22 protein-coding genes are annotated in these 19155 nt (G+C 66.3%); 16 read left to right on the forward strand and 6 right to left on the reverse strand.

Annotated features, from left to right (window positions below; translation table 11 throughout):
• The 5 genes from ADBZ9K_RS00275 to ADBZ9K_RS00295 all read left to right on the forward strand — a co-directional run.
• Positions 1-1055: hypothetical protein (locus tag ADBZ9K_RS00275; protein WP_526617690.1), on the forward strand; the 1055-nt coding region annotated here is incomplete at its 5' end.
• Between the two features lie 456 nt (positions 1056-1511).
• Entirely contained in the window at positions 1512-1754 is a 243-nt protein-coding gene (gene nrdH / locus ADBZ9K_RS00280) for a glutaredoxin-like protein NrdH (RefSeq protein WP_526617691.1), read from the forward strand.
• 26 nt (positions 1755-1780) lie between these two features.
• Complete coding sequence (locus tag ADBZ9K_RS00285; RefSeq protein WP_526617692.1) at positions 1781-2074, forward strand: hypothetical protein; 294 nt, start codon at positions 1781-1783, stop codon at positions 2072-2074.
• A complete protein-coding gene (locus ADBZ9K_RS00290; RefSeq protein WP_526617693.1) occupies positions 2071-2685 on the forward strand; it encodes a hypothetical protein in 615 nt (204 codons plus the stop codon). The genes ADBZ9K_RS00285 and ADBZ9K_RS00290 overlap by 4 nt, the downstream gene beginning before the upstream one ends.
• A gap of 232 nt (positions 2686-2917) precedes the next feature.
• Entirely contained in the window at positions 2918-3586 is a 669-nt protein-coding gene (locus tag ADBZ9K_RS00295) for a chymotrypsin family serine protease (RefSeq protein ID WP_526617694.1), read from the forward strand.
• A gap of 4 nt (positions 3587-3590) precedes the next feature.
• On the opposite strand, the gene ADBZ9K_RS00300 is transcribed toward ADBZ9K_RS00295, so the two are convergent.
• Complete coding sequence (locus tag ADBZ9K_RS00300; protein ID WP_526617695.1) at positions 3591-3734, reverse strand: hypothetical protein; 144 nt, start codon at positions 3732-3734, stop codon at positions 3591-3593.
• Between the two features lie 409 nt (positions 3735-4143).
• Here ADBZ9K_RS00300 and ADBZ9K_RS00305 point away from each other — a divergent pair, with 409 nt between their 5' ends.
• The 9 genes from ADBZ9K_RS00305 (at position 4144) to ADBZ9K_RS00345 (ending at position 10244) form a co-directional block, all read left to right on the forward strand.
• Positions 4144-4395: a hypothetical protein gene (locus ADBZ9K_RS00305; RefSeq protein ID WP_526617697.1), complete on the forward strand. Its 252-nt coding sequence runs from the start codon at positions 4144-4146 to the stop codon at positions 4393-4395.
• An 82-nt stretch (positions 4396-4477) separates the two neighbouring features.
• Positions 4478-4840, forward strand: a complete 363-nt coding sequence (locus ADBZ9K_RS00310) for a hypothetical protein (RefSeq protein ID WP_526617698.1) — start codon at positions 4478-4480, stop codon at positions 4838-4840.
• Positions 4841-4976: 136 nt separating this feature from the next.
• The gene (locus tag ADBZ9K_RS00315; protein ID WP_526617700.1) at positions 4977-5300 is read left to right on the forward strand and encodes a hypothetical protein; all 324 of its coding nucleotides are present in this window, start codon (positions 4977-4979) and stop codon (positions 5298-5300) included.
• Between the two features lie 347 nt (positions 5301-5647).
• Complete coding sequence (locus ADBZ9K_RS00320) at positions 5648-6307, forward strand: hypothetical protein (RefSeq protein WP_526617701.1); 660 nt, start codon at positions 5648-5650, stop codon at positions 6305-6307.
• Between the two features lie 400 nt (positions 6308-6707).
• A complete protein-coding gene (locus ADBZ9K_RS00325; protein WP_526617702.1) occupies positions 6708-7670 on the forward strand; it encodes a DUF4192 family protein in 963 nt (320 codons plus the stop codon).
• 95 nt (positions 7671-7765) lie between these two features.
• Positions 7766-8086, forward strand: coding sequence for a hypothetical protein (locus ADBZ9K_RS00330; RefSeq protein ID WP_526617704.1), 321 nt, complete (start codon positions 7766-7768; stop codon positions 8084-8086).
• Between the two features lie 396 nt (positions 8087-8482).
• Entirely contained in the window at positions 8483-8941 is a 459-nt protein-coding gene (locus ADBZ9K_RS00335; RefSeq protein WP_526617706.1) for a hypothetical protein, read from the forward strand.
• A 128-nt stretch (positions 8942-9069) separates the two neighbouring features.
• Complete coding sequence (locus ADBZ9K_RS00340; protein ID WP_526617708.1) at positions 9070-9387, forward strand: hypothetical protein; 318 nt, start codon at positions 9070-9072, stop codon at positions 9385-9387.
• Between the two features lie 404 nt (positions 9388-9791).
• On the forward strand, positions 9792-10244 hold the full coding sequence (locus tag ADBZ9K_RS00345) for a hypothetical protein (protein ID WP_526617710.1): 453 nt from the start codon (positions 9792-9794) through the stop codon (positions 10242-10244).
• Between the two features lie 104 nt (positions 10245-10348).
• Here ADBZ9K_RS00345 and ADBZ9K_RS00350 read toward each other — a convergent pair whose 3' ends face one another.
• A complete protein-coding gene (locus ADBZ9K_RS00350; RefSeq protein ID WP_526617712.1) occupies positions 10349-10693 on the reverse strand; it encodes a hypothetical protein in 345 nt (114 codons plus the stop codon).
• Positions 10694-11051: 358 nt separating this feature from the next.
• On the opposite strand from ADBZ9K_RS00350, the gene pip reads away from it, so the two are divergent.
• Positions 11052-12026 carry a prolyl aminopeptidase gene (gene pip, locus ADBZ9K_RS00355; protein WP_372924344.1) on the forward strand — a complete coding sequence of 325 codons (975 nt, stop codon included), beginning with the start codon at positions 11052-11054 and terminating at the stop codon, positions 12024-12026.
• A 92-nt stretch (positions 12027-12118) separates the two neighbouring features.
• Positions 12119-14680, forward strand: coding sequence for an AAA family ATPase (locus ADBZ9K_RS00360; protein WP_372924343.1), 2562 nt, complete (start codon positions 12119-12121; stop codon positions 14678-14680).
• Positions 14681-14796: 116 nt separating this feature from the next.
• On the opposite strand, the gene ADBZ9K_RS00365 is transcribed toward ADBZ9K_RS00360, so the two are convergent.
• The 4 genes from ADBZ9K_RS00365 to ADBZ9K_RS00380 all read right to left on the reverse strand — a co-directional run.
• Positions 14797-15414 (reverse strand): hypothetical protein, encoded by a 618-nt coding sequence (locus ADBZ9K_RS00365; protein WP_372924342.1) that lies wholly within the window; start codon positions 15412-15414, stop codon positions 14797-14799.
• A gap of 97 nt (positions 15415-15511) precedes the next feature.
• Complete coding sequence (locus ADBZ9K_RS00370) at positions 15512-16705, reverse strand: hypothetical protein (protein ID WP_526617715.1); 1194 nt, start codon at positions 16703-16705, stop codon at positions 15512-15514.
• A 1078-nt stretch (positions 16706-17783) separates the two neighbouring features.
• Positions 17784-18098 carry a helix-turn-helix domain-containing protein gene (locus tag ADBZ9K_RS00375; RefSeq protein ID WP_372924347.1) on the reverse strand — a complete coding sequence of 105 codons (315 nt, stop codon included), beginning with the start codon at positions 18096-18098 and terminating at the stop codon, positions 17784-17786.
• Positions 18099-18103: 5 nt separating this feature from the next.
• The coding region (locus tag ADBZ9K_RS00380) for a site-specific integrase (RefSeq protein ID WP_526617716.1) at positions 18104-19155 on the reverse strand (1052 nt) is incomplete at its 5' end.

Genomic DNA, 19155 nt, shown 5'->3' on the forward strand with positions numbered 1-19155 from the left:
ACAAGCTGGTTGTGGTCTGCGCGCACACAGGGAACGAGTACGCCGATACGCTGCGCGACGCCCAAGACGTGGTGCTGCCCTTACTGGCCCGCCACGGCGTGCGACTTGTGCAGGCTGGCCGCACCCGGCTCAACACCACCGCGGCCGGGGCCGGCGTCAGCATCTTCGATGACTGCACCCACCCCACTCGCCTTTATGCCGACCACGGTTATGCCCTTTCTGACGAGCTGCTCACTGCGGGCACCGTGCCCCAACTGGGCAGTCGCCGGTGCTCGCTGCGCGCGAAAGGTGCTGTCCTGGACCCGATCATCACCACGCTCACCTCGGGCCAGCCATACCGGCACTACCTCGGATTTGAGACCGGCGAGCTGCGCCGAGCTCAACGCGACACCGCCTACAACACCGCCACCCGATACGGGGTCTATCCCCTGCTCGACTGGGGGTGGTCGCGCACCGACGCCCTCGACTACCTGGAGAAGGTCACGGGGCGACGGTGGCAGAAGTCGGCTTGCTCGTACTGTCCGTTCCAGTTCTCCAGCAAGGCCGGTCGTGCCGATGCGCTCGAACGCTACCGCCGCGACCCAGACGCCGGAGTCCACGCGCTGTACCTCGAACACGTCGCCGCCTGCCTGAACCCCCGCCAGAGCCTGCTCGCGCAGGGGCGCCTGATCGACCTCGTCACCGACGCCGGACTCACCGAGGTCCTGGGCCTCTTCGCCGAGCACCTCGCCGCCCAGCAGCACGCCCTCTACGAAGTGCGCCGCGTGGCCACTCCGCGCCGCGCCGCCACCCCGGCGATCGCCCGCAGCGTCCGCCGCCTCGACACCGGAGACGCCGCCGCGCTGCACGCCACGCTGATGGAACTGCCCGCCGACATTGACACCACACCCGATGGCATCACCCGGGCATGGCGACACAGGCGCGGTACGGCCGCACCGTGGGCCGAACACTTCTACGTGGTGGCGCCCAGCGCCGCCATCGCGGACAAGCAGCGGCCCGGATTCGAAGCGCTCTATGCACGAGCCACCGGTGCTGTGCCCACCCTGGTCGCCTGAATGTACGGCCACGGTCGTCGGTGGCGGCCAACAACGAAAGGCACCGCTGTGAGCTTCTCGCACATTCCAGCATTGACCGGAAAGTACCTTCGCGCAAGGCCGCGGGACCGCCGTAAACGGCTCGAAAAGTTTCCAACGAATGTCATTTAATTGCCCGCTATTGCGGAAAGGAAACTTTTCGCCCGGACCTATGCACTGCGGCTTCTTTCCGGTCGCTGATAATGCGTCGAGAAGCGCCAAAAGAATGGTCAGCACAATGACACGAAACGACCGATCTGCGCCGTGCAACGGTGGTCGCGTGCAGGCAACTAGCTGGGAGGATGGCTATAGCACGGCATCGGTAAAAACCGGTACAAAACGCGCCGAAATTAGTCCGGATTCTTTTGCAGAGGCGTTGCTATAGGCGAAAACCGAATATAGAATGGACATATCATCACCACCGAAAAGGAGCACATCATGAGCACCATTACCGTCTACACCAAGCCCGCTTGCGTGCAGTGCAACGCCGTATTCAAAATGCTCGACAAAGAGGGCATTTCGTACGAGAAGATCGACTTGACCGTCGACAACGAGGCTCGCGATTACGTCATGTCGCTGGGCTACTTGCAGGCGCCCGTGGTGTACGCCGGGCCCAACGAGCATTTCTCGGGATTCCGGCCCGACCGGCTCAAGGCGCTCAAAAGCCTGACCGCCGCCTGACCTCGATCCACACCCGGGAAGCCGCCATGTATCAGCTCACGATCGCCACCGACGACGGTGTGCACACCACGCGCCACGCCGAAGCCGAACAGGCCAGCCGAGCACTGCTCGACTACGCGATCCAGGCTGACATCTACCTGCTCGGTAACGACCGCAACGAGGGCCGGGCAAGCAGCGCAACGGAACTGACTGTTGTCACTCTGCTGCGGCTCGACCCGCCCGCCGGCCACCAGCCCAGGCGCGTGGGCACCGCCACGATCACCGCGACGGCGCTCGTCGCACCAACCACCAACACCCTGACGGAAGCTGCCGCATCATGACCGCCGCCCTTCGCCACACCCTGCACCTGGTCACCCCCGCCGACTCACTGGCCGAGACCTCCGAGCAAGCCGACACCTTCCTCGCCGAAAGCGTTGTGCAGCAATGGCAGCCAGAACACCAGTTCATCGGCGCGCTGCTCTACCTGTCGGTTGATGAAGCACGGCCGCTACTCGATCTCGTGCCCGACACCGCGATCGCCAAGCCCGTCGCCCGCTGGGCCTACGAGCTGATCCGCCGCCTGGTCGACGACGAGGACAAGCCCGATCCGGTCAGTGTCCTGGCCGCCGGCAAGCGTCACTCCGCTCGAGATGCACTGTGCCCCGACCAGCCGCCCACCGACAAACGACTCAAACAGCTCGCGCTGTATCTCGTCGACGCCTACACCCAGAACATCAGCGCAGCGCTGGCCAGCAGCCTGGCCCGCCAGGTCCTCGACGATGCGTACCGCCGCGCCTTCGGCGTTCTCGGCCAACGCATGCAGCAGCTCGCCGAAACCGACATTGACCGCGCTGAGCTGACCGAACAGTTCGGCCTCATCCGCGAAGAACTCGCCGACCTGTGGCGCCGCGGAGAAGCCGCCGCCAAGCTGTCCGCCGGCGGTGCCCGATGATCGCGCGTCGCACCCTGACGGCCTGCGCGTCCGTCGACCAACGCGCCGGAGCCGCAGCTGCAGGCCGCACCCACCGCCACGGGCATTCGGCAGTCCTGGCCGCCGCCTGGATCGAAACACTGAACAGCCGAGCCCAACGCAACGCCGAACGACGTGAGCGGGCCCAACGGGCCGCCTGATCGTCAGCCCCAGCGCTACCGATACCTTGCCTCGCAGAGAAAGACGGATCGCGATGTCTCCCACCCGCGCCGCCCTCGCCGCCGCGGCCCTAGCCGTGGCCTCCATGCTTGTCGCGACACCAGAAGCGCACGCCACCGTGACCTCGATTGGTCCCGGTGACCGGATCGATTACGTCACCGACGATGGCTCGGCATCCTTTTGCACCACCGGATACGTCTACACAGGAACCAACGGTCACGCCTACGCGATCACCGCCGGCCACTGCCAAACTGACGAGCCCGGTCACGTCGTGGAAGAAACCTCCGGCGCGACAGGGCGATTCATCAACACTGTCGTTGCCCCGGCGCGTTCAGGCGGTCCCGACTACGGCCTGATTGACTTCGGTCCGCGCGTCGCCAGCCGTCCCGCTAACGGCGCCATGGGTTTCGCCTCCGACAGCAGGCCACCGGCTGTGGAGGTCGGCCAAGAGGTCTGCCATCTCGGTGTCTCCAGCGGAACCCATTGCGGCACCGTGGCATACAGCTACGGCGACGATCAATTTATGACCACTGGCATGCCTGCCAGCGTTCCCGGCGATTCCGGCGGCCCGGTCTGGGTGACCGACGACGGCGGCCAGGCCCACATCGTCGGGATCTGGCTGGGCGAGAAGTCCAGTGCCGACAGCAGCCGCCGCTACGGCCGCTTCGCGAGCCTGCGCGCCGCGCTGGACATGCTCACCTGAGCGGTCACAACTCCACGGGCGTAGCCGGCCACACCACGTCGAGACACGCTCCGGGTGCGGCCGTGGCGCCGTCGACCACCCATGTCAGACACCGCGTCGCCGCCGTCCCGCCGCCCTCGACGAGCGCGCGCATCAGTTCGGATTCCATCCGCCCAGTATGACCGCCGCGGCCCGGTCCACGCGGTGCCCTCAGCACCTCAGTCTCATCCCGCGATCCCGTGGCCCGGCTGGTTCGCACGTACGCGCTGCGGGTGAAGATCGCGCCTGCGGCGCGCCTGGCCGCCTGGCGGCGGCCACCGTCCGTAGCCCCTCACCTTTAAGCCGTTAGCAGGGGTCGCAGCGTAATCGGCCGGGGGCCCGACCTGTCAAGGGACGTCCAGCGCTGGTGCCGGCGGCGGAGGACATGTGCGGCCCTATCAGCTCGCTGCCGCTCGCGGGCCACACATCCGCCGGCACCCCCACCGGACTCTTCGCCCTTGACAGCCCACCCTCAGCCGATTCCCCCGCACCCCAGCGCTAACCGGCGCACACAACACCTTCACGAACGGAGAACAACCATGACCGCCATCCTCGACACCGAAGCCGTCGCCCTCAGCACCGCACACAGCCTGGCCATGGCCCGAGCTGACATCCACAGCGCCGTCAACGCCGACGACACCCACCGACGCCGCCAGTACGCGCTGTCCGCCCGCGACAACGCCGTCACCGTCCTCCTGGAGCCGACCAGCCCGCGCAGCGAACGCGAATACGCCGAGTACTACCTCGCCGACGCCGAAGCCATCATCGCCGCCACCACGCCCGTCGAATAACTCAGCACCACAGCAACTCTGGCCGGGCCGCCGCACTCAGGTGGCCCGGCCTCTACCCTCACCACCCAGAAAGGATCACCCCATGGTCGAGAAGGACTACGCGTTAGCCTGGCAATTTGTGGACAGCGCCGGGAAGCCGCGCCAGCTGCGATTCCGGATGAACTTCGCCCCACCTGGCGACCCCCGAACCTTCGACGGCACCGGTCAACTGGTCGCCGCCATCGCCGACGCCGACCGTCCCGACAACTTCCACGAGATCCCCATCAGCCGGCCCAACGTCAACGAGGACGACGTCGACGCCGCAATCGAGGGATGGGAAGACTGGGCGTTGCTCTACAGCGAGAACAACGGCATCGACCGCTGGATCAGCCTCGATGCCATCCAAGCCCGCATCAACGCCGCCGGCCTCGGCATCGACACCGACCCGCCGCCGAGCGCCACCTAGCACCCACGAGAAGGGGTCCGTCTGGCCAGCGCCAGGCGGGCCCCTTTTTTCGTCCGGCCGCGAACCCGCGCCTACCGAAATTGGTGACTCCACCCCTGCCGCGCAGCGGCGATAATCGATACCAGGAGAAGGCAGCGTGCCCAACAGCATCACCGACTACCCGGACCGCCTGATCGTCGACACCGACGGGCAGACCTACCGGCTTCAGTTCAGGTCCCCGCACGACACGACGCCACCGATCGGGCAGCTGGTCGGCATCCCAGACAGCAGCGAGTCCGATGCCGACCCCATTCCGCTCACCGCACCAGATGTCGCCCAATCCGACGTCGACGCGGAAATCGAGCGCTGGGACAACTGGCCCAGCAGAATCCACGCCGACGAGAACGGCTACTGGAGCGAACTCACCCTCACCGAGGTACACCGCCGCTTGGTCAACGCGGGCCTGCGAGACCAGCCCTAGCTCGTTGCACTCGCGGCCGCCGACGAGCGCGCCTGCGGCGCGGATGGCCACCTGGCGGTGGCCGTATCCGTAGCCCCTCACCTTTAACCGTTCAGCTGGGCCCCAAGTATGACCGACCGGGACCCGTCACGCGCCAGCCACGCCCGCGCCGAACTACGCAGGCCGAGTGACCCTTTCGGCCCAACCGTGGTCAATCCCCAGGCGCTGACGCGCGGGGATTGCCCCGGGGCCGAAAGCCCTGCTGCGTTCACCACGGACTCTTCGGGCATGCGCGCGCCACCCCGCCGGTCGAGCGCACCCAGCGCTGTCCGGCACCACCGCCGGCCGCCAACCGGAAGGACTCCACGATGTTGCACCCATTCGACAAAATCGCCGTCGAGACCACCGCGGGCACCTACGAGATTGCCTTGCACTACGACATCGACGCGCAGGTACCCGACTACACCGACGACGGCGGTCTGGTCTACCTCGGTGATGCGCGCACGATCAGCGCAGCGCTCGGCGACGCCGCCCACGACGTTGCCGCCCTGCTCCGAAACCACAACGCCACCAACGACTCCCTCTATGAGCACCAGTACCGATCGGCTGCCGCGATCGCACGCTACCTCGGCCTGACGCTAGGACTGACCGGCATCCTCGAAGTGACCCGCTGCGCCGACCGCTACTGCACCACCTCACCCAGCACCGACCGCTATGAAGGCACCGAGGGCCTGGCGTGGGCACCCCGCGACGCCACCGAGCCGCACAACTACACCCGAGCCACCGTGGCGACCTACAGCGCCTGGGCCAACAGCGAGGTCTACGGGTACATCGTGACCGGGCCTGACGGTCGCGAAATCGGATCCTGCTGGGACTTCTACGCCGACCCCGACGAGCCAATCACCAGCCAGGCACCGCGCGGACTGGCCTATATGGTGAGCCAGGCCCGCGACGAGATCGACCACGATGCGGCCGAGCGCATCAAACAGGCCAACACCGCCGGCGCCGGCATCATCGCACTCATCTGAACTACTACGGCGGAGCCGGGCATCCTCACCACACGAGGACCGGCTCCGCCCCCCTTTTTCTTCCGGCCCTGACTCAGCAAGCGCGCCTGCGGCGCGGATGGCCACCTGGCGGTGGCCGTATCCGTAGCCCCTCACCTTTAACCGTTCAGCTGGGCCCCAAGTATGACCGACCGGGACCCGTCACGCGCCAGCCACGCCCGCGCCGAACTACGCAGGCCGAGTGACCCTTTCGGCCCAACCGTGGTCAATCCCCAGGCGCTGACGCGCGGGGATTGCCCCGGGGCCGAAAGCCCTGCTGCGTTCACCACGGACTCTTCGGGCATGCGCGCGCCACCCCGCCGGTCCCCCCAACCCCAGCGCTAACCGGCGCACTCAACACCACCCGAACGGGAGAACAACCATGCGCATCAACCTGAGCTCCAACACCGACATCCTCGCCGCCACCCCGGCACTGGTCGGCTTCGCACCCACCGACAGCATCGTCGCGATCGTCCTCGACAACACCGGAGATCGACGCACCGTCCACGTCGCCGCCCGCTACGACATCGCCGAACCCCTCGACGTCACCGCCCGCCTGGCCAACACCCTTCCCCTGCAACAGCCCAACGGGGACATGCGGGTCGTCATCCTCATCGCCATCACCGACACCGCGGATCTCAAGCACGCCGGCGACCACCTCGACGCCGCGCAACGCCACATCACTGCACGAGGCGCCAGCATCCTCAAGCGGCTGCACACCCCGAGCCTCGACGCCGGCCAGACCTGGACCGACATCGACACCGGCGACACCGGAACCACCGTCGACCACCGGACCTCCGAGGCCGCCCTGCTGATGGCCGTCGCCGGACACAGCGTGCGCGCCACCCGCGAGGACATCGCCGCCGAATTCGCCCCCACCGATCAGGCACCCGCCCCCGACGTCGACACCGACACCGCCGAGTTCATCACCCAGACCGCCCGCGGCATGTCCGCAGCCTTCGGAGAACCCACCGCGCTCACACCACAACTGGCCGCCAACGTCGGCCTGCTCATCACCACGAGCGTCACCCACCGCGATGCGCTGCTCATCGCCAGCACCGAGCACCCCCAGACCGGCGCCACCGTCTGGACCCACCTGGCCCGCCAGCTGCGCGGCCGAGCCCGCATCGAAGCACTCGCCCTGGCCGCGGCCTGCTTCTACTGCAGCAGCGACACCGTGCGCGCCGGCGTTGCCTTAGAAGCAGCCCACGCCACCGCCGTGGCCGCCGGCCTTCCCGACACCACCCTGGTCGTGCTCCTCGACACCGCGGTCCAGGCCGCAGTCCCGCCGACCAAGCTGCGCCAGGTCTTCGCCCAACTCGCCGCCCAGCCGCCCGCCGAGTAACCAGCCCGCACGACCCCACCGTGGCCGGCCGCCTCACACCCGAGGTGGCCGGCCACACCCATTCACCCACCACCCATTCTCGAGAGGACCACGTCATGACCAACCCTGAGCCCACCCAGCGCCGCGACGGCCACACCCCGCGCTACTCCTACGAACCAGACGGCACCCACTACATCGAGCAATCCGTTCGCGTGGACCTCAGGCTCTCCGATGACCGCACCCAGTGGATCGTTGATGCCGCCACCGTCGACGGATGCGCCCTCGACAGCGCCGCCAGCGACGAATGCGCCACCAACGACGAGTGCGCCTGCGGCTCAGCCGAAAGCGACGCGATCCGCGACGCCGCCGACCGGCTCCCGCTGCCCAACGGCGAGGAACTCGCCCAACTGATCCTCGACGCCCTACCGCCGCACTAACGCGCTACACGGGGGCCTCGTCGAGCACTCAGCACCGAGTGGTCGGCGAGGTCCCCCTTTTTTGCTCCGGCCACCGGCCGCGTAGACGTCGGCGCACAAGGTGCGACCGACGAACAGTCCCGCCTGCGGCGGAACTGACTGGCGCCACTCACCTTTAAGCCATCAGCAGGGGTGTGCAGCGTAATGGGGCCGGGGGCCCGACCCGTCCAGGGACGCCCGGCGCCGATACCGGCGGCGGAGGACATGTGCGGCCCTATCAGCTCGCTGCCGCTCGCGGGCCACACATCCGCCGGCACCACCACCGGACTCTTCGCCCTGGACGGCCCACCCTCACCCCATTGCTCGCACACCAGCGCTGACTGGCGCACCCAATCCGATCCGAACGGAGAGCAACTCATGAGCGCATTCGTCGTCCACCCCGAGCACATCAACGTCCTGCTGTGGGCCGGCCTGAAAGACCCCCGCCTCGGTGCCCTGCGGTGGGAACACATGCGGCCCACCCACAGCACCGAGCTGCAGCCCGAAACAGCCAGCGAAATCGGCCAGATCCTGCTCGACGAAAACGTCAAGTCGGTCAACCACTCCTACGGCACCGAGATGTACACACCCAAGCTCTACACCTACCGCCCGCCGCAGCAGCGCGGCTGGACCAACGTCGAACTCCTCAACGCGCTGCACTGCTACCAGTACCAGGCCTCCGAGCACCCCGACTGGGAGAGCAGCCAGGCCTACGCGTTCTGCCAAGCCCTCGAACGGCGCCTGATTCGCCGCCTACCCGGCTACAACGACGGCCCCTGGGCGATCGGACCCGAGAGCCTGCCCGCCGCCGCACGACGCGCCTTCCGGTCAGCCTGACCCGGCGCCGGGACCCGACCCGCAGCTCCCCCGCGGGCGGCCGGTCGGGTCCCCCTTCCCACACCCAACTCCCGGCACCTCAGCGCCGACCGGCGCACCACACACCAATCCGAAACGGAGACACAACCATGAGCACCCACCTCGATCACTTCTGGGCGAACGTCGCTGCCGCCCTGGACCGCTGCGCGTCCGCCACCACCGTGGCGGACGTCATCACCATCCTCAACGAGCACTTCGAACCCGAAGGGGGCAACGTCGACGCCTTCTTCGGCGGCTCCGGCGGCGACACCCAACTGCTCGACAAGCTCTATTGGGAACGCGGCAACCGCACCTGGCAGATCGTGCGCTACGACGCCCCCTACTACTGGTGCCTGGCCGACCCCAACGGTGATCTCCTGACCTACATCGAAGGAGACGTCTACCGCGGCAACACCATGATCGACTGACACCCGATCGCAGGGCGCCCCGACAGCCACCAGGCGCGCCGGGGCGCCCTGCCGCGTCCCTGCCCTCTTTGTCGTCCGGCCGCCGGCTCCCGTAGACGTCGGCGCACTAGGTGCGACCGACGGACAGCCCACCCTTCGGGCGGGCTCCCTGGCGCCACTCACCTCTTGCCGTTAGCAGGGGTCGCAGCGTAATCGGCCGGGGGCCCGACCCGTCAACCCACGCCCGGCGCTGGTGCCGGCGGCGGAGGACATGTGCGGCCCTATCAGCTCGCTGCCGCTCGCGGGCCGCACATCCGCCGGCACCACCACCGGACTCTTCGGGGTTGACGGCCCACCCTCAGCCGATTCCCCCGCACCCCAGCGCTAACCGGCGCACTCAACACCTTCACGAACGGAGAACAACCATGACCGAGAACAACTTCGACCTCGCCGCCGCCCTCCTGTCGGATGCGGCCGACCTCATCGGCCACGCACCGCACGGAACGCACACCGTCGACGACCACGCCTACGGCGCACTGCAGCTCGTCGCCACCGTCGACAGGACCCGCCAGATCGTCCTGTGGGCAGCCGACAACGATCGCGTCCTGGCCGCCGTCGAAGCGACCACCGACGCCGACACCGAGCAGACCTCCACGCGCATCATCGCTTTCCGCGCCGCCGGACTGATGTTCGCCGGTCGAGCCGGCCACACCTTCGCCGCCCACGGCCGACACACCTACGTCCTGGCCGCCACCGTCGGAGCCGACACCTGGCAGCTCACCATCGACGCCGACACCACCACGCTCACCGACACCGATCTCGACACCGCGCTGAGCCTCATCGAGCGCTTCGAACACCCCGCCTACGCCGCCGGATAACACCAGCCCACACGCCGCCCGCGCGGCCGGTGCCCACACGGTGCCGGCCGCGCCGTGCGGTGCGATCGCATCCTCAGCATCGGCGTGCGCCGGCACACCCACGTTCACCACAGTGTCGGGTGACCCACGGCCAACGCATCGGCGACCGCTTGCGCGTCCCACCCGTGCCGTACCGCCTCGCGCAGCGCGACCGAGCGTTCCTTGCGCGCCAGCAGGCCCGCGTTCCCGCGGCGCACCGCCACCCGGCCGCCGCCGCGACCGGAGCGGCCCATCTGCTCCATGTTGTCGCGCTGGGTCCCGGCATACACGTGCCGTGGACGGCCGGTGTCGTCGTCCTCGCTCGGGCGCACACACAGCGGTACATCGCAGCCATGCAGCGAGCGCTCCCACGGCTCCAGCGCCACGCCCTTGCGGGCGAGCGCGAGCGCATACCTATTGGACCGCAGCATGATCCGCCGACCGTCGCGGCGAATCCAGAAGGCTGGCAGACGGCAGATATTCGCAAACTGCACTATTCGTGCGGCGAGGCTGACCTTGTACCGACAGGACATCTGTGCTGACTGGGTGGCTCAAGCGCATCGACGGCAAGCTCCTGGGGCAAAGAGGCACCACCCATGGGTGCCGCGTCCAAAGCGGATCAGTGATTGTCTTCGCGAATTTCAACGTCGGTTGATCGCGAGTACGGAGTCACGGTGTAGTCGATCAAGTCGTTGCCTTGACTACCGAAATCGGCTGAGCCGGGACGCAAGGGTCGCCCAGTGGGTCTCAGTCAACGGCAACCTGGTGCTGCGGATATCGTCAGACGTCGTGGTGGCTGGCTCAGCGATGTATCCGGAGGTCGAGCCGTACGAGTCGGGATTGCTCGACGTGGGCGAGGGCCATCGCATCTATTGGGAGATCTCTGGTAATCCAGCAGGGCTGGCGGCGCTGGCGGTGCACGGTGGTCCGGGGTCGGGTTGCGTACCCGGGATGCGACGGCTGTTCGACCCCGCCAAATATCGGGTCGTGCTGTTCGACCAGCGGGGCTGCGGACGAAGCACCCCACACGCCAGCGATATTGGCGTGGATCTTGCTACCAACACCACCGATCATCTGATCGCCGACATCGAACAACTGCGCCGCCACCTCGGTGTGCGGCGTTGGGTGCTGGCCGCATGGTCATGGGGCACAACGCTAGCCCTCGCCTACGCCGAGGAGCACCCCGAGCGTGTCGCGGCACTCGTGCTCACGGCGGTAACGACCACCACCAAGCGTGAGGTGCGCTGGATCACCCGCGATGTTGGTCGGCTCTTTCCCGCTGAGTGGGCCCGATTCCGCGACGGGGTGCCCGAAGCCGACCGCGACGGCAGCCTCGTCGAGGCCTACACCCGGCTGCTGCACGACCCCGACCCCGCAGTACGGGACAAAGCAGCCCTCGACTGGTGTGAATGGGAGGACGCCCACGTCAACCTGGGACCACAGCCGCGGCCTCGACTGGTCAACGCCGACCCCGAGTTTCGAATGTGTTTCGCACGCTTGGTGACTCACTACTGGCGCCACGCCGCGTGGCGCGAGCAGACCCAGCTGCTCGACAACATCACCAGCATCGCCCATCATCCGGCGGTGCTGATTCACGGCCGCCTCGACCTCAGTAGCCCACCCGACATCGCCTGGCAACTCGCCCAAGCCTGGCCCGCAGCGCGACTGCACATCGTGGCCGGCATGGGCCACCGATCCGGCGGCACGATGGCCGCACACGGCATCAACGCCCTCAAACAGTTCGCCGACATATCGGAGCGCTGAGGGCACGATGTCATCAAAATCAGGCGGTCGCCGGCCCTCCTGCGACCTGGGAATCGCGACACCTTTGCCGCCAGCGATGAGACTATGAAGCAGTGACGATCGAGAGCGACATCATCGCCTGGGGGCTGGAGCGTCCTGGATGGCAACAAGATGTGTTGGTTGCTCTCGCCAACGGCGAGCAGTATGGACAGGACCGGATCGCGGCCATCGTTGATGAGTTGTTGGCCGGCCCCAACAATGCGCCGAGCCAGGAAGCCAAAAGCATCCAAGTGAGGTCTGCAGTCGTTGAGCAGGTCGACGTTATCGCGGTGGCTGACCTTCACGGAGTGAACGCACTTGTGGACGGACAGCGCCTCAACATCGCCCCGACGGGCATTACCGTGATCTATGGAGACAACGGCAGCGGCAAATCCGGATACGCACGCTTGATCAAAGCGATGGTGAAGGCGCGGCACCGCTCCGATATCCTCCCCAACGTCTTTCAAGAGGCGCCAGACGACCCGTCCGGTGTGTTGCACTACCGTGTTGGCGGCGTGGAGCAAACGCTGGCATTCCCCGCGGCGCCTACGCCAGAGTTGCTGAAGATGAGCTTTTACGACGAGCACTGCGGGGACGAGTACCTGACCAAAGAGTCGACCATCTCCTACCGCCCTTCGGCGCTCACTCTCCTGGACGGTCTCATCGGGGTATGCGACGAAGTGCGCAACGAGATCGCCACGCGGATAAAGGCCAATGAAGCCAAGGCACTCGCGCTGGACCTGCCTCCAACGACGACGGCGGGCGCTTTCCTGGCAACTCTCACCGCAACCACTACGCAGACACAGATCGACGCTGCTACCGCCCTAAAGGCCGGTACGAACGAACGCCTGGCCGAGGTGCTCCAGGAGCAGGCAAGGCTCGCGGCCACAGACCCGCAAAAAGAAAAAACGCGGCTGACGACGCTGTCGAACAACGTCAGGACGCTGAGCAACGACCTTGCCCAACTGCTCGTCGCGTTGGGAGGCGAGAAAACAGCTGCCAGTGCCGAACTCCGCACAATTGCGGCTACGGCACGCGCGGCAGCATCGGTAGCGGCAGCATCCTCGTTCGACGATGAGCCGCTGCCGGGTGTGGGTTCGGAGACTTGGCGACTTCTGTGGAGTGCAGCGCGCAACTACTCGATCACCGAGGCATACCCCACCCACGAGTTCCCTGTCACCGGGGAGGGTGCGGCATGCGTCCTGTGCCAGCAGGCGCTCGACGATGACGCCAAAACCCGCCTCCGCCGATTTGATCAATACATGGCCGACACCACCGAACGCGACGCCGTTGCCGCCGAGAGGAATTTCGCCGTGGCCCTGAGCGAGCTTAGGGCATTGGAGTTCAATACACCTGCGCGGACGGCTGCGCTCACCGCTTTGGAAGCGCACGACGCCCAGCTCGGTACCGCAGCCGCCGCGCTGCTCACCAAATTGGCGGATCAGCGCGATGCCATCGTTCAGTGCTTGACTAGCGACGACCTCGCTCCCGAACCCCTTGCGGCGGTGGATATTCCCGACAAGCTCACCGCTCTCGCAGAGCAACTCGGGCAACTGGCCGCTGGCACGGACCTGACGGCCTTCCAGGCTGCGGTGACCGACCTAAGAAAGGAGCAGAGTGAGTTACAGTCTCGTATTCGACTCTCAGAATCGGCTGACAAGGTCACTGCCGAGGTGGAGCGATTGCGGCAGTTGAAGGGTTTGAAAGCGGCGCGCACCGCTGCGGACACCAACAGCATCACGCAAAAGGCATCCGCACTCACCCGTGAATACGCCACAGATCGGATCCTCGACAGCTTCACTCGGGAGACTGAACGCCTGCGGCTTCAGAGGGTGACGCTGCAGGATCTCGGTGGACGCAAGGGGCAGCTGAATCAGAAGCCGGGCCTGCTCGGCGCCGCCAAGGGTGTGGCTGCACGCAGCGTGCTGAGTGAGGGCGAGCAGACCGCCCTCGGACTTGCGGGGTTCTTCACCGAGGCCGTCTTCGACCAGTCAAAGTCGGCGCTCATCTTCGATGACCCCGTCACTTCGCTGGACCATGTTCGGCGAGACAAAGTCGCTGAGCGGTTGGCGCAGCTCGCGCAGGACCGACAAGTCGTGGTTTTCACCCACGATGTTGCCTTCACCGGGGACCTCGCTGCGGCGGCAGAACGCGAGGGTGTTGCTCTAACCGAGCGATGCGTGGAACGCCGCGGCGTCGAACCCGGCGTCTGTATCGAGAGCTTCCCCTGGAAGGCAAAGGATTTCGGGTCACGCGTCAATCACCTCACCACCGAACTCGCTCGGCTTAAAAAAGAACGCTCAGGACTCGTCCAAGACGAGTGGGAGGAGCAAGTGGCCACGTGGGCGGGATATTTGTCCGAGACCTGGGAGCGCAGCGTCACCACCGAGGTTATGAACCAAGTGTTCGACCGCGGAAGTTCGCAAGTGCGGATGATGAAGTTTCGTCTGCTAGCAGAGATTACCGACGCCGACAACCAGGATGTTCAAGAGGGTTATGGGGCAACGTCACTCTGGGGACGACGCCACGACAAGGCCGCCGAAACTAACTACGTCGCCCCCGAGCCCGCAGACCTTGAACGAGAACTGGTCCGCCTGACTGAGTGGCAGAAGCGGGTTAGAAAATACCTGAAATGATCGTTCATGGTTATCGACAGGTTCTCCTCGCGGAGGGGAGGTCGGATCACTCCGCGTTGAGAGGCTCTGTTGCACTTAGTAGCTGACTATGAATTGTAAAAGTCACCGCTTTGCTCTCACCACAAGGTCAAGGGACGCCCCGCAGCTTCGGCGTCGCGAATCCGCCGCTCAATGGTCGGCGCGTCTTCGTTGAGTGCCAGGCCGATTCGTATTGCGGATGCGATGGCGCGGGTGCGGCCGGCCGCGCCGCGTACGTCGGCCAAGGGACTGGCGAGATTGCCTCGGCGAGCGAGGTATTCGTGCCGGTTGGTGGCATTGGTGCCCAAATGCATGTGCTCGGGGTTCGTGCATCCCGCGAAGTCGCAGTGATGGCAGATGACTTCATCATGGGTGTCAGACCATCCGAGGCGGGTTATGACTCCGTATGCGAGCTGGTAGGCGAAGAGATGAGCCGATACAGTGCCGCGTCGTGTCGGACCGGGCAGGCTCGAAGCGCGAAACGAGCCATGGCCTGTCGACGACACCGCCCCCATCCACACCCAGCACCGATCGTCCTCGCGTCGGTAACGTTTGCTTTCGAATCGCGCCACTGTCATTGGGTCGGCAAGCCAGGTACGCCAACGTTTTTCGGGAACACGAACGGCGGTGGGTTGGCCGAGCAACGCCAACTGCTCGGGACCCTCCGACTGGGCGGCCTTCGGGAGGCCGCGGAACGGTAGCGGGCAGCCCGTCATCGCAGCCTCCTCCCTGCAGGGCCGAGTTCGCGGCTCTGTTAACGGCGACGGTAAGCCTTTGGTCCGACACGGGGTACCGCCTCATACCGCGAGTCGATCATGGTGGTGGGACTTTGATGCGGGCAGCGACGTATTCGGCGTTATCGTGGTTGGCAAGTGCCGTCCATCGGGTAGCTGTGGTGACGGATAGACCGAGAATCTCGGCGAGAACGGGGGCCGGCAGGTCGCCGGCGAGCGCGGTGAGTGCGCCACCGCGGCCCGAGCGGACGTAGATGCCGGCTTGGTTCAGTGCAGTCGCGAGTCGGCCCGCGTAGATGTGGGTACCGGGCCGGGCGCCTGGAAACAACCACCCCGATGCTTCCGGGCGTCCGCGTTGCGGGCTTGCGCTGCGGTTGGCCAACTCGACGACCAACGTCGCAAGTGGGGGCGGGAGGAGGACAGGTTGATTCCGCAGGGCCAAGAAGGTGTCGGTGCCGCTGGTAGAAATGCGGTCGGCGGTGAGTTCGGCGATGCGGGTCGGGATTTGACCGTAGAGAAGGACGAGTGCACCCGCTACCCGCAGATCCAGCGAGAGGCTTTCATCTCCCAGGCACCGGCGCAGTAGAGACCATCGGTCAGCGTCACCCAGGACGTGTTCTGCGAGTCCCTCCCGGCCCAGCCAGTGCACACGGAGGGCGGCACTTAAGCCGCGGGCGTGGGTCCACTTGAGGAAGTCCCGGAGCCGGCGGCGCGTGCTCGCCCCGGATTCGATCCACGTATCGACGTCATGCTGGGTGGCCTCGGTGAGGGTGCGGTCATTGGCGCGGAGCCAGGCCAGGAAGTGTGCGGCGGTCTCGACGCGCGTCCTGACGTATTTCGGTGTATTCGCGGTAGTGCCGTGTCGTGTTGCGCGCCGTCTGGTTCGCGGCAGTATCCACCACTGGGCGTACGTGCGCAGCAGCTGAGCATCCTGGCGGGGTACGGCGGACAGGAAGTCTCGCAGCCACGCGTCCAGGGAACCGAGGTCGTCGGGTCGGGGCTCGATGACCCCGGTGTGCTCGAGAACGGTCCGCAGGTGGTTGGCCGGACTTCCCGCGGGGAGTTCATCGAGCAGCTCATGCGTCGGTGGGCGCTGCGCCGCGACGAGCTCGCGGAGGAGCTGTACCCATTGCGCGTCACGAATGATTCCCAGTGCTCGATCCGGTGTGGTGTCGTCGGTCAGATAAGTCCGAATGCCCTCCAACTGAGGGTCGATGTATCCGCTGGGGCCGGTCAACAATTCGGCGACGCGCGACTCGACGACGCACGCCAAGCAGCGGGATCCCTGGAGCAGGTCCACCCGTCCGCAGTCGCTGCACGTCCAGCTGCGCTCGTCACCTGAGCATGGCCCACATACCCCGACGCCGCGATCGTCGACACCGACGAGCGGGCGGACCCGCTGGCACATGCTGCAGGGCGCTGGATGTCGTCTCAGGTGCCGCACGCACCGTCCGCAGACCGGTCCCACCGGCAGCACTGCTGCGACGGCCTTCGTGTGGTCGCAGATTGCACATCGGCGGGGTCGGCGCGGGCCGCGCCGGCATGTCGAACAGACTGGGCGCCCGGAAGCGATTCCCCGAGCGCATGGTTTGAGGCGCCCGCACTCACTGCACGTCGCGGTAGGCGGCGTCCAACAGCGGTAACAGATCCAGGTGCCCGCGGCTCGATTAGCCGTGCGGGCATGTACCGTGACCCGCCCACACTGGTGACACTGGTGTGAGCGCCCACGCTGGTAACAGCTGGGGCAGATCGGTCCATCGTGAGTGATTGCGTGAGTGCGTTGGTTCTCCTTGCCGCATGACGAGCAGGTAGACAACTTGCGCGGACCGCAGTTCTGACAGAACGGCTTCCCGTCAACCCGGTAGGCAACCCGGGTAGTGGTGCCGCATTGGGTGCACGGGCTGTGGCGCGAGGCGTCACGACGATCACAGCGGATGCACACGACGCCGCCGCCGTCACGGCGGGCCGGCGAGCCTAGTTCACCGCAGCGCACACAGACCTTGGAATGGGTTCGGCGGTAACAGCTCCCGCAGATGCTCATACCGTCCTTGCGGTAGGGCAATCGCTTCTGGGCTCCGCACTGGTGGCACCGGATGCGTTGCACGACGGGATGTTCGGTGGCCAACGCGTCCAACAGGGCTCGCAGTGCGGCTGGACCGGTGGCCTCCCCGGAGGTCGTCGCGTCCGGGTGTGCCTGCAGGTGCCGCAGCAAGCCCCTCGCGTGCGCCGCTGACAGTTTCAGTGCCTCGACTTGGGCGGTTAATCGGTCGGGGTCCGCACCGGGCAGCCGAGCAGCCAGATAGGCCGCGATCTCATCCGATCTGTTACCGGTGCTGTGTGTCACCTTCTGGTCACGATCCGCTGGGACGACGAATGGTGGTGCGGCGCACCGGTGGCGGCGCGGTCGGAGGCTTCTCCCCGACCGTTTTGGGGACTTGTGTGGTTTCGGCGGAGATCTCGATCAGGTCTTCCACGCCGACGTCGAGGATGTCGCACAACGCCGCCAGGGTGTCCAAGCTGAGGCGTTGCGGCACGGTGGTGACGAGGCGGAACACTTGCTCGCGCGAAAGGTGAATGCCCCGTTCGGCCAGCAGCGGCACCAAATCGGTAGTCGCATACATGTCGCGGGCGGCCATCAGTTGGCGCAGATTCCACCGGTAGGTCATCCTTCTCACGACTCGCCGCCTTCCCAGAGTTCGGAGTATCGACTCAGCGACCGGCGGAGCATCCGATTGCGGTACTCATCAGACACCCCGGTGTAGATGGCGGTCGTAGCAGCGAAGGTGTGCCCGACCTGAGTGGAGACGAACTTCTCCGGATAGTCGAACTCGATCAGATGCGTGACGTAGGAATGGCGCAGGCAATGTAGATCCAACGCAGGATCCAAACCCGCAGCGTCGCGTGCAGTGGTGAACGCCTCGTTGATGCGCCGCAACGAAATGCGACCGGCGCGTTCGGTGACCCACAGCGCGGGATGCGCGCCGACCCCAAAGCTGGGCCGAACCTCCTCGCACCACTGCTCCAGGACCGGGACGACCCAGTCCATCTCGGGGACCGTCAGCACGGTGCGCCGCTTGGGTGCACTCCCCCGCGACGACTTCCCCCACCGCACGAACACCCCGCCGTGGCGGCCGAACGCGGGCACCTTCGGGTTGTGTCGCAGGTCGGCGAGATCCAAACCCCAGGCTTCGCGCCGACGCAAGCCGAACGCATAGATCATCTTCAGCAGAGCGGCATCTCGCAAGGCCGCCAACCCTCCCTTGCGGCCCCGCGCCCGGATCTCTTCGACGCGGCCATCGGCCGCGTCGAAGAGTGCTTGGATCTCGTCATAGGTCAACGGACGACGCCGCGGATCCCCCTCATAGTCGGTGACGTGCACGATGGTGTTCCATTCGTGCAGCACCTGCGAGGGCGCGACCCCGAAGCGTTGCACGCATTCAGCGGGCCAGCCGTAACGGGGATCCGTAAGGTACTGCAAGAACATTCGAAGCGTGGTCTCGTACAGCCGCGCGGTGGACACCACGATCGGCACGGGCCGGTGGCGGCAGCTGTCGATGAACGCCTCGACGTCCGCGCTCTGCCACTGCCAGGGGTACTCGTTGACAAACTCCGCGACACGACGCGCTAACTGCAACCGCGACGCAATCGTCGCCGGCTTCAAGAACCGCGTCCGCTGCTGCAACGCCCACCCCTCCAGCATGGCTTCGAACACCGCCGTCTCCG

The sequence above is a fragment of the Mycobacterium sp. genome (assembly GCF_965229265.1).
In the GTDB taxonomy this organism is placed as follows: Bacteria; Actinomycetota; Actinomycetes; order Mycobacteriales; family Mycobacteriaceae; genus Mycobacterium.

Excerpts from the sequence above, each read along its gene's own strand:
- ADBZ9K_RS00375 (WP_372924347.1), bottom strand. The coding sequence starts at position 18,098 with ATGACCTACCGGTGGAATCTGCGCCAACTGATGGCCGCCCGCGACATG.
- ADBZ9K_RS00330 (WP_526617704.1), top strand. The coding sequence starts at position 7,766 with ATGACCAACCCTGAGCCCACCCAGCGCCGCGACGGCCACACCCCGCGC.
- ADBZ9K_RS00290 (WP_526617693.1), top strand. The coding sequence starts at position 2,071 with ATGACCGCCGCCCTTCGCCACACCCTGCACCTGGTCACCCCCGCCGAC.
- ADBZ9K_RS00350 (WP_526617712.1), bottom strand. The coding sequence starts at position 10,693 with ATGCTGCGGTCCAATAGGTATGCGCTCGCGCTCGCCCGCAAGGGCGTG.
- ADBZ9K_RS00285 (WP_526617692.1), top strand. The coding sequence starts at position 1,781 with ATGTATCAGCTCACGATCGCCACCGACGACGGTGTGCACACCACGCGC.
- ADBZ9K_RS00305 (WP_526617697.1), top strand. The coding sequence starts at position 4,144 with ATGACCGCCATCCTCGACACCGAAGCCGTCGCCCTCAGCACCGCACAC.
- ADBZ9K_RS00295 (WP_526617694.1), top strand. The coding sequence starts at position 2,918 with ATGTCTCCCACCCGCGCCGCCCTCGCCGCCGCGGCCCTAGCCGTGGCC.
- ADBZ9K_RS00300 (WP_526617695.1), bottom strand. The coding sequence starts at position 3,734 with ATGGAATCCGAACTGATGCGCGCGCTCGTCGAGGGCGGCGGGACGGCG.
- ADBZ9K_RS00345 (WP_526617710.1), top strand. The coding sequence starts at position 9,792 with ATGACCGAGAACAACTTCGACCTCGCCGCCGCCCTCCTGTCGGATGCG.
- nrdH (WP_526617691.1), top strand. The coding sequence starts at position 1,512 with ATGAGCACCATTACCGTCTACACCAAGCCCGCTTGCGTGCAGTGCAAC.
- ADBZ9K_RS00335 (WP_526617706.1), top strand. The coding sequence starts at position 8,483 with ATGAGCGCATTCGTCGTCCACCCCGAGCACATCAACGTCCTGCTGTGG.
- ADBZ9K_RS00310 (WP_526617698.1), top strand. The coding sequence starts at position 4,478 with ATGGTCGAGAAGGACTACGCGTTAGCCTGGCAATTTGTGGACAGCGCC.
- ADBZ9K_RS00320 (WP_526617701.1), top strand. The coding sequence starts at position 5,648 with ATGTTGCACCCATTCGACAAAATCGCCGTCGAGACCACCGCGGGCACC.
- ADBZ9K_RS00340 (WP_526617708.1), top strand. The coding sequence starts at position 9,070 with ATGAGCACCCACCTCGATCACTTCTGGGCGAACGTCGCTGCCGCCCTG.
- ADBZ9K_RS00325 (WP_526617702.1), top strand. The coding sequence starts at position 6,708 with ATGCGCATCAACCTGAGCTCCAACACCGACATCCTCGCCGCCACCCCG.
- ADBZ9K_RS00365 (WP_372924342.1), bottom strand. The coding sequence starts at position 15,414 with ATGACGGGCTGCCCGCTACCGTTCCGCGGCCTCCCGAAGGCCGCCCAG.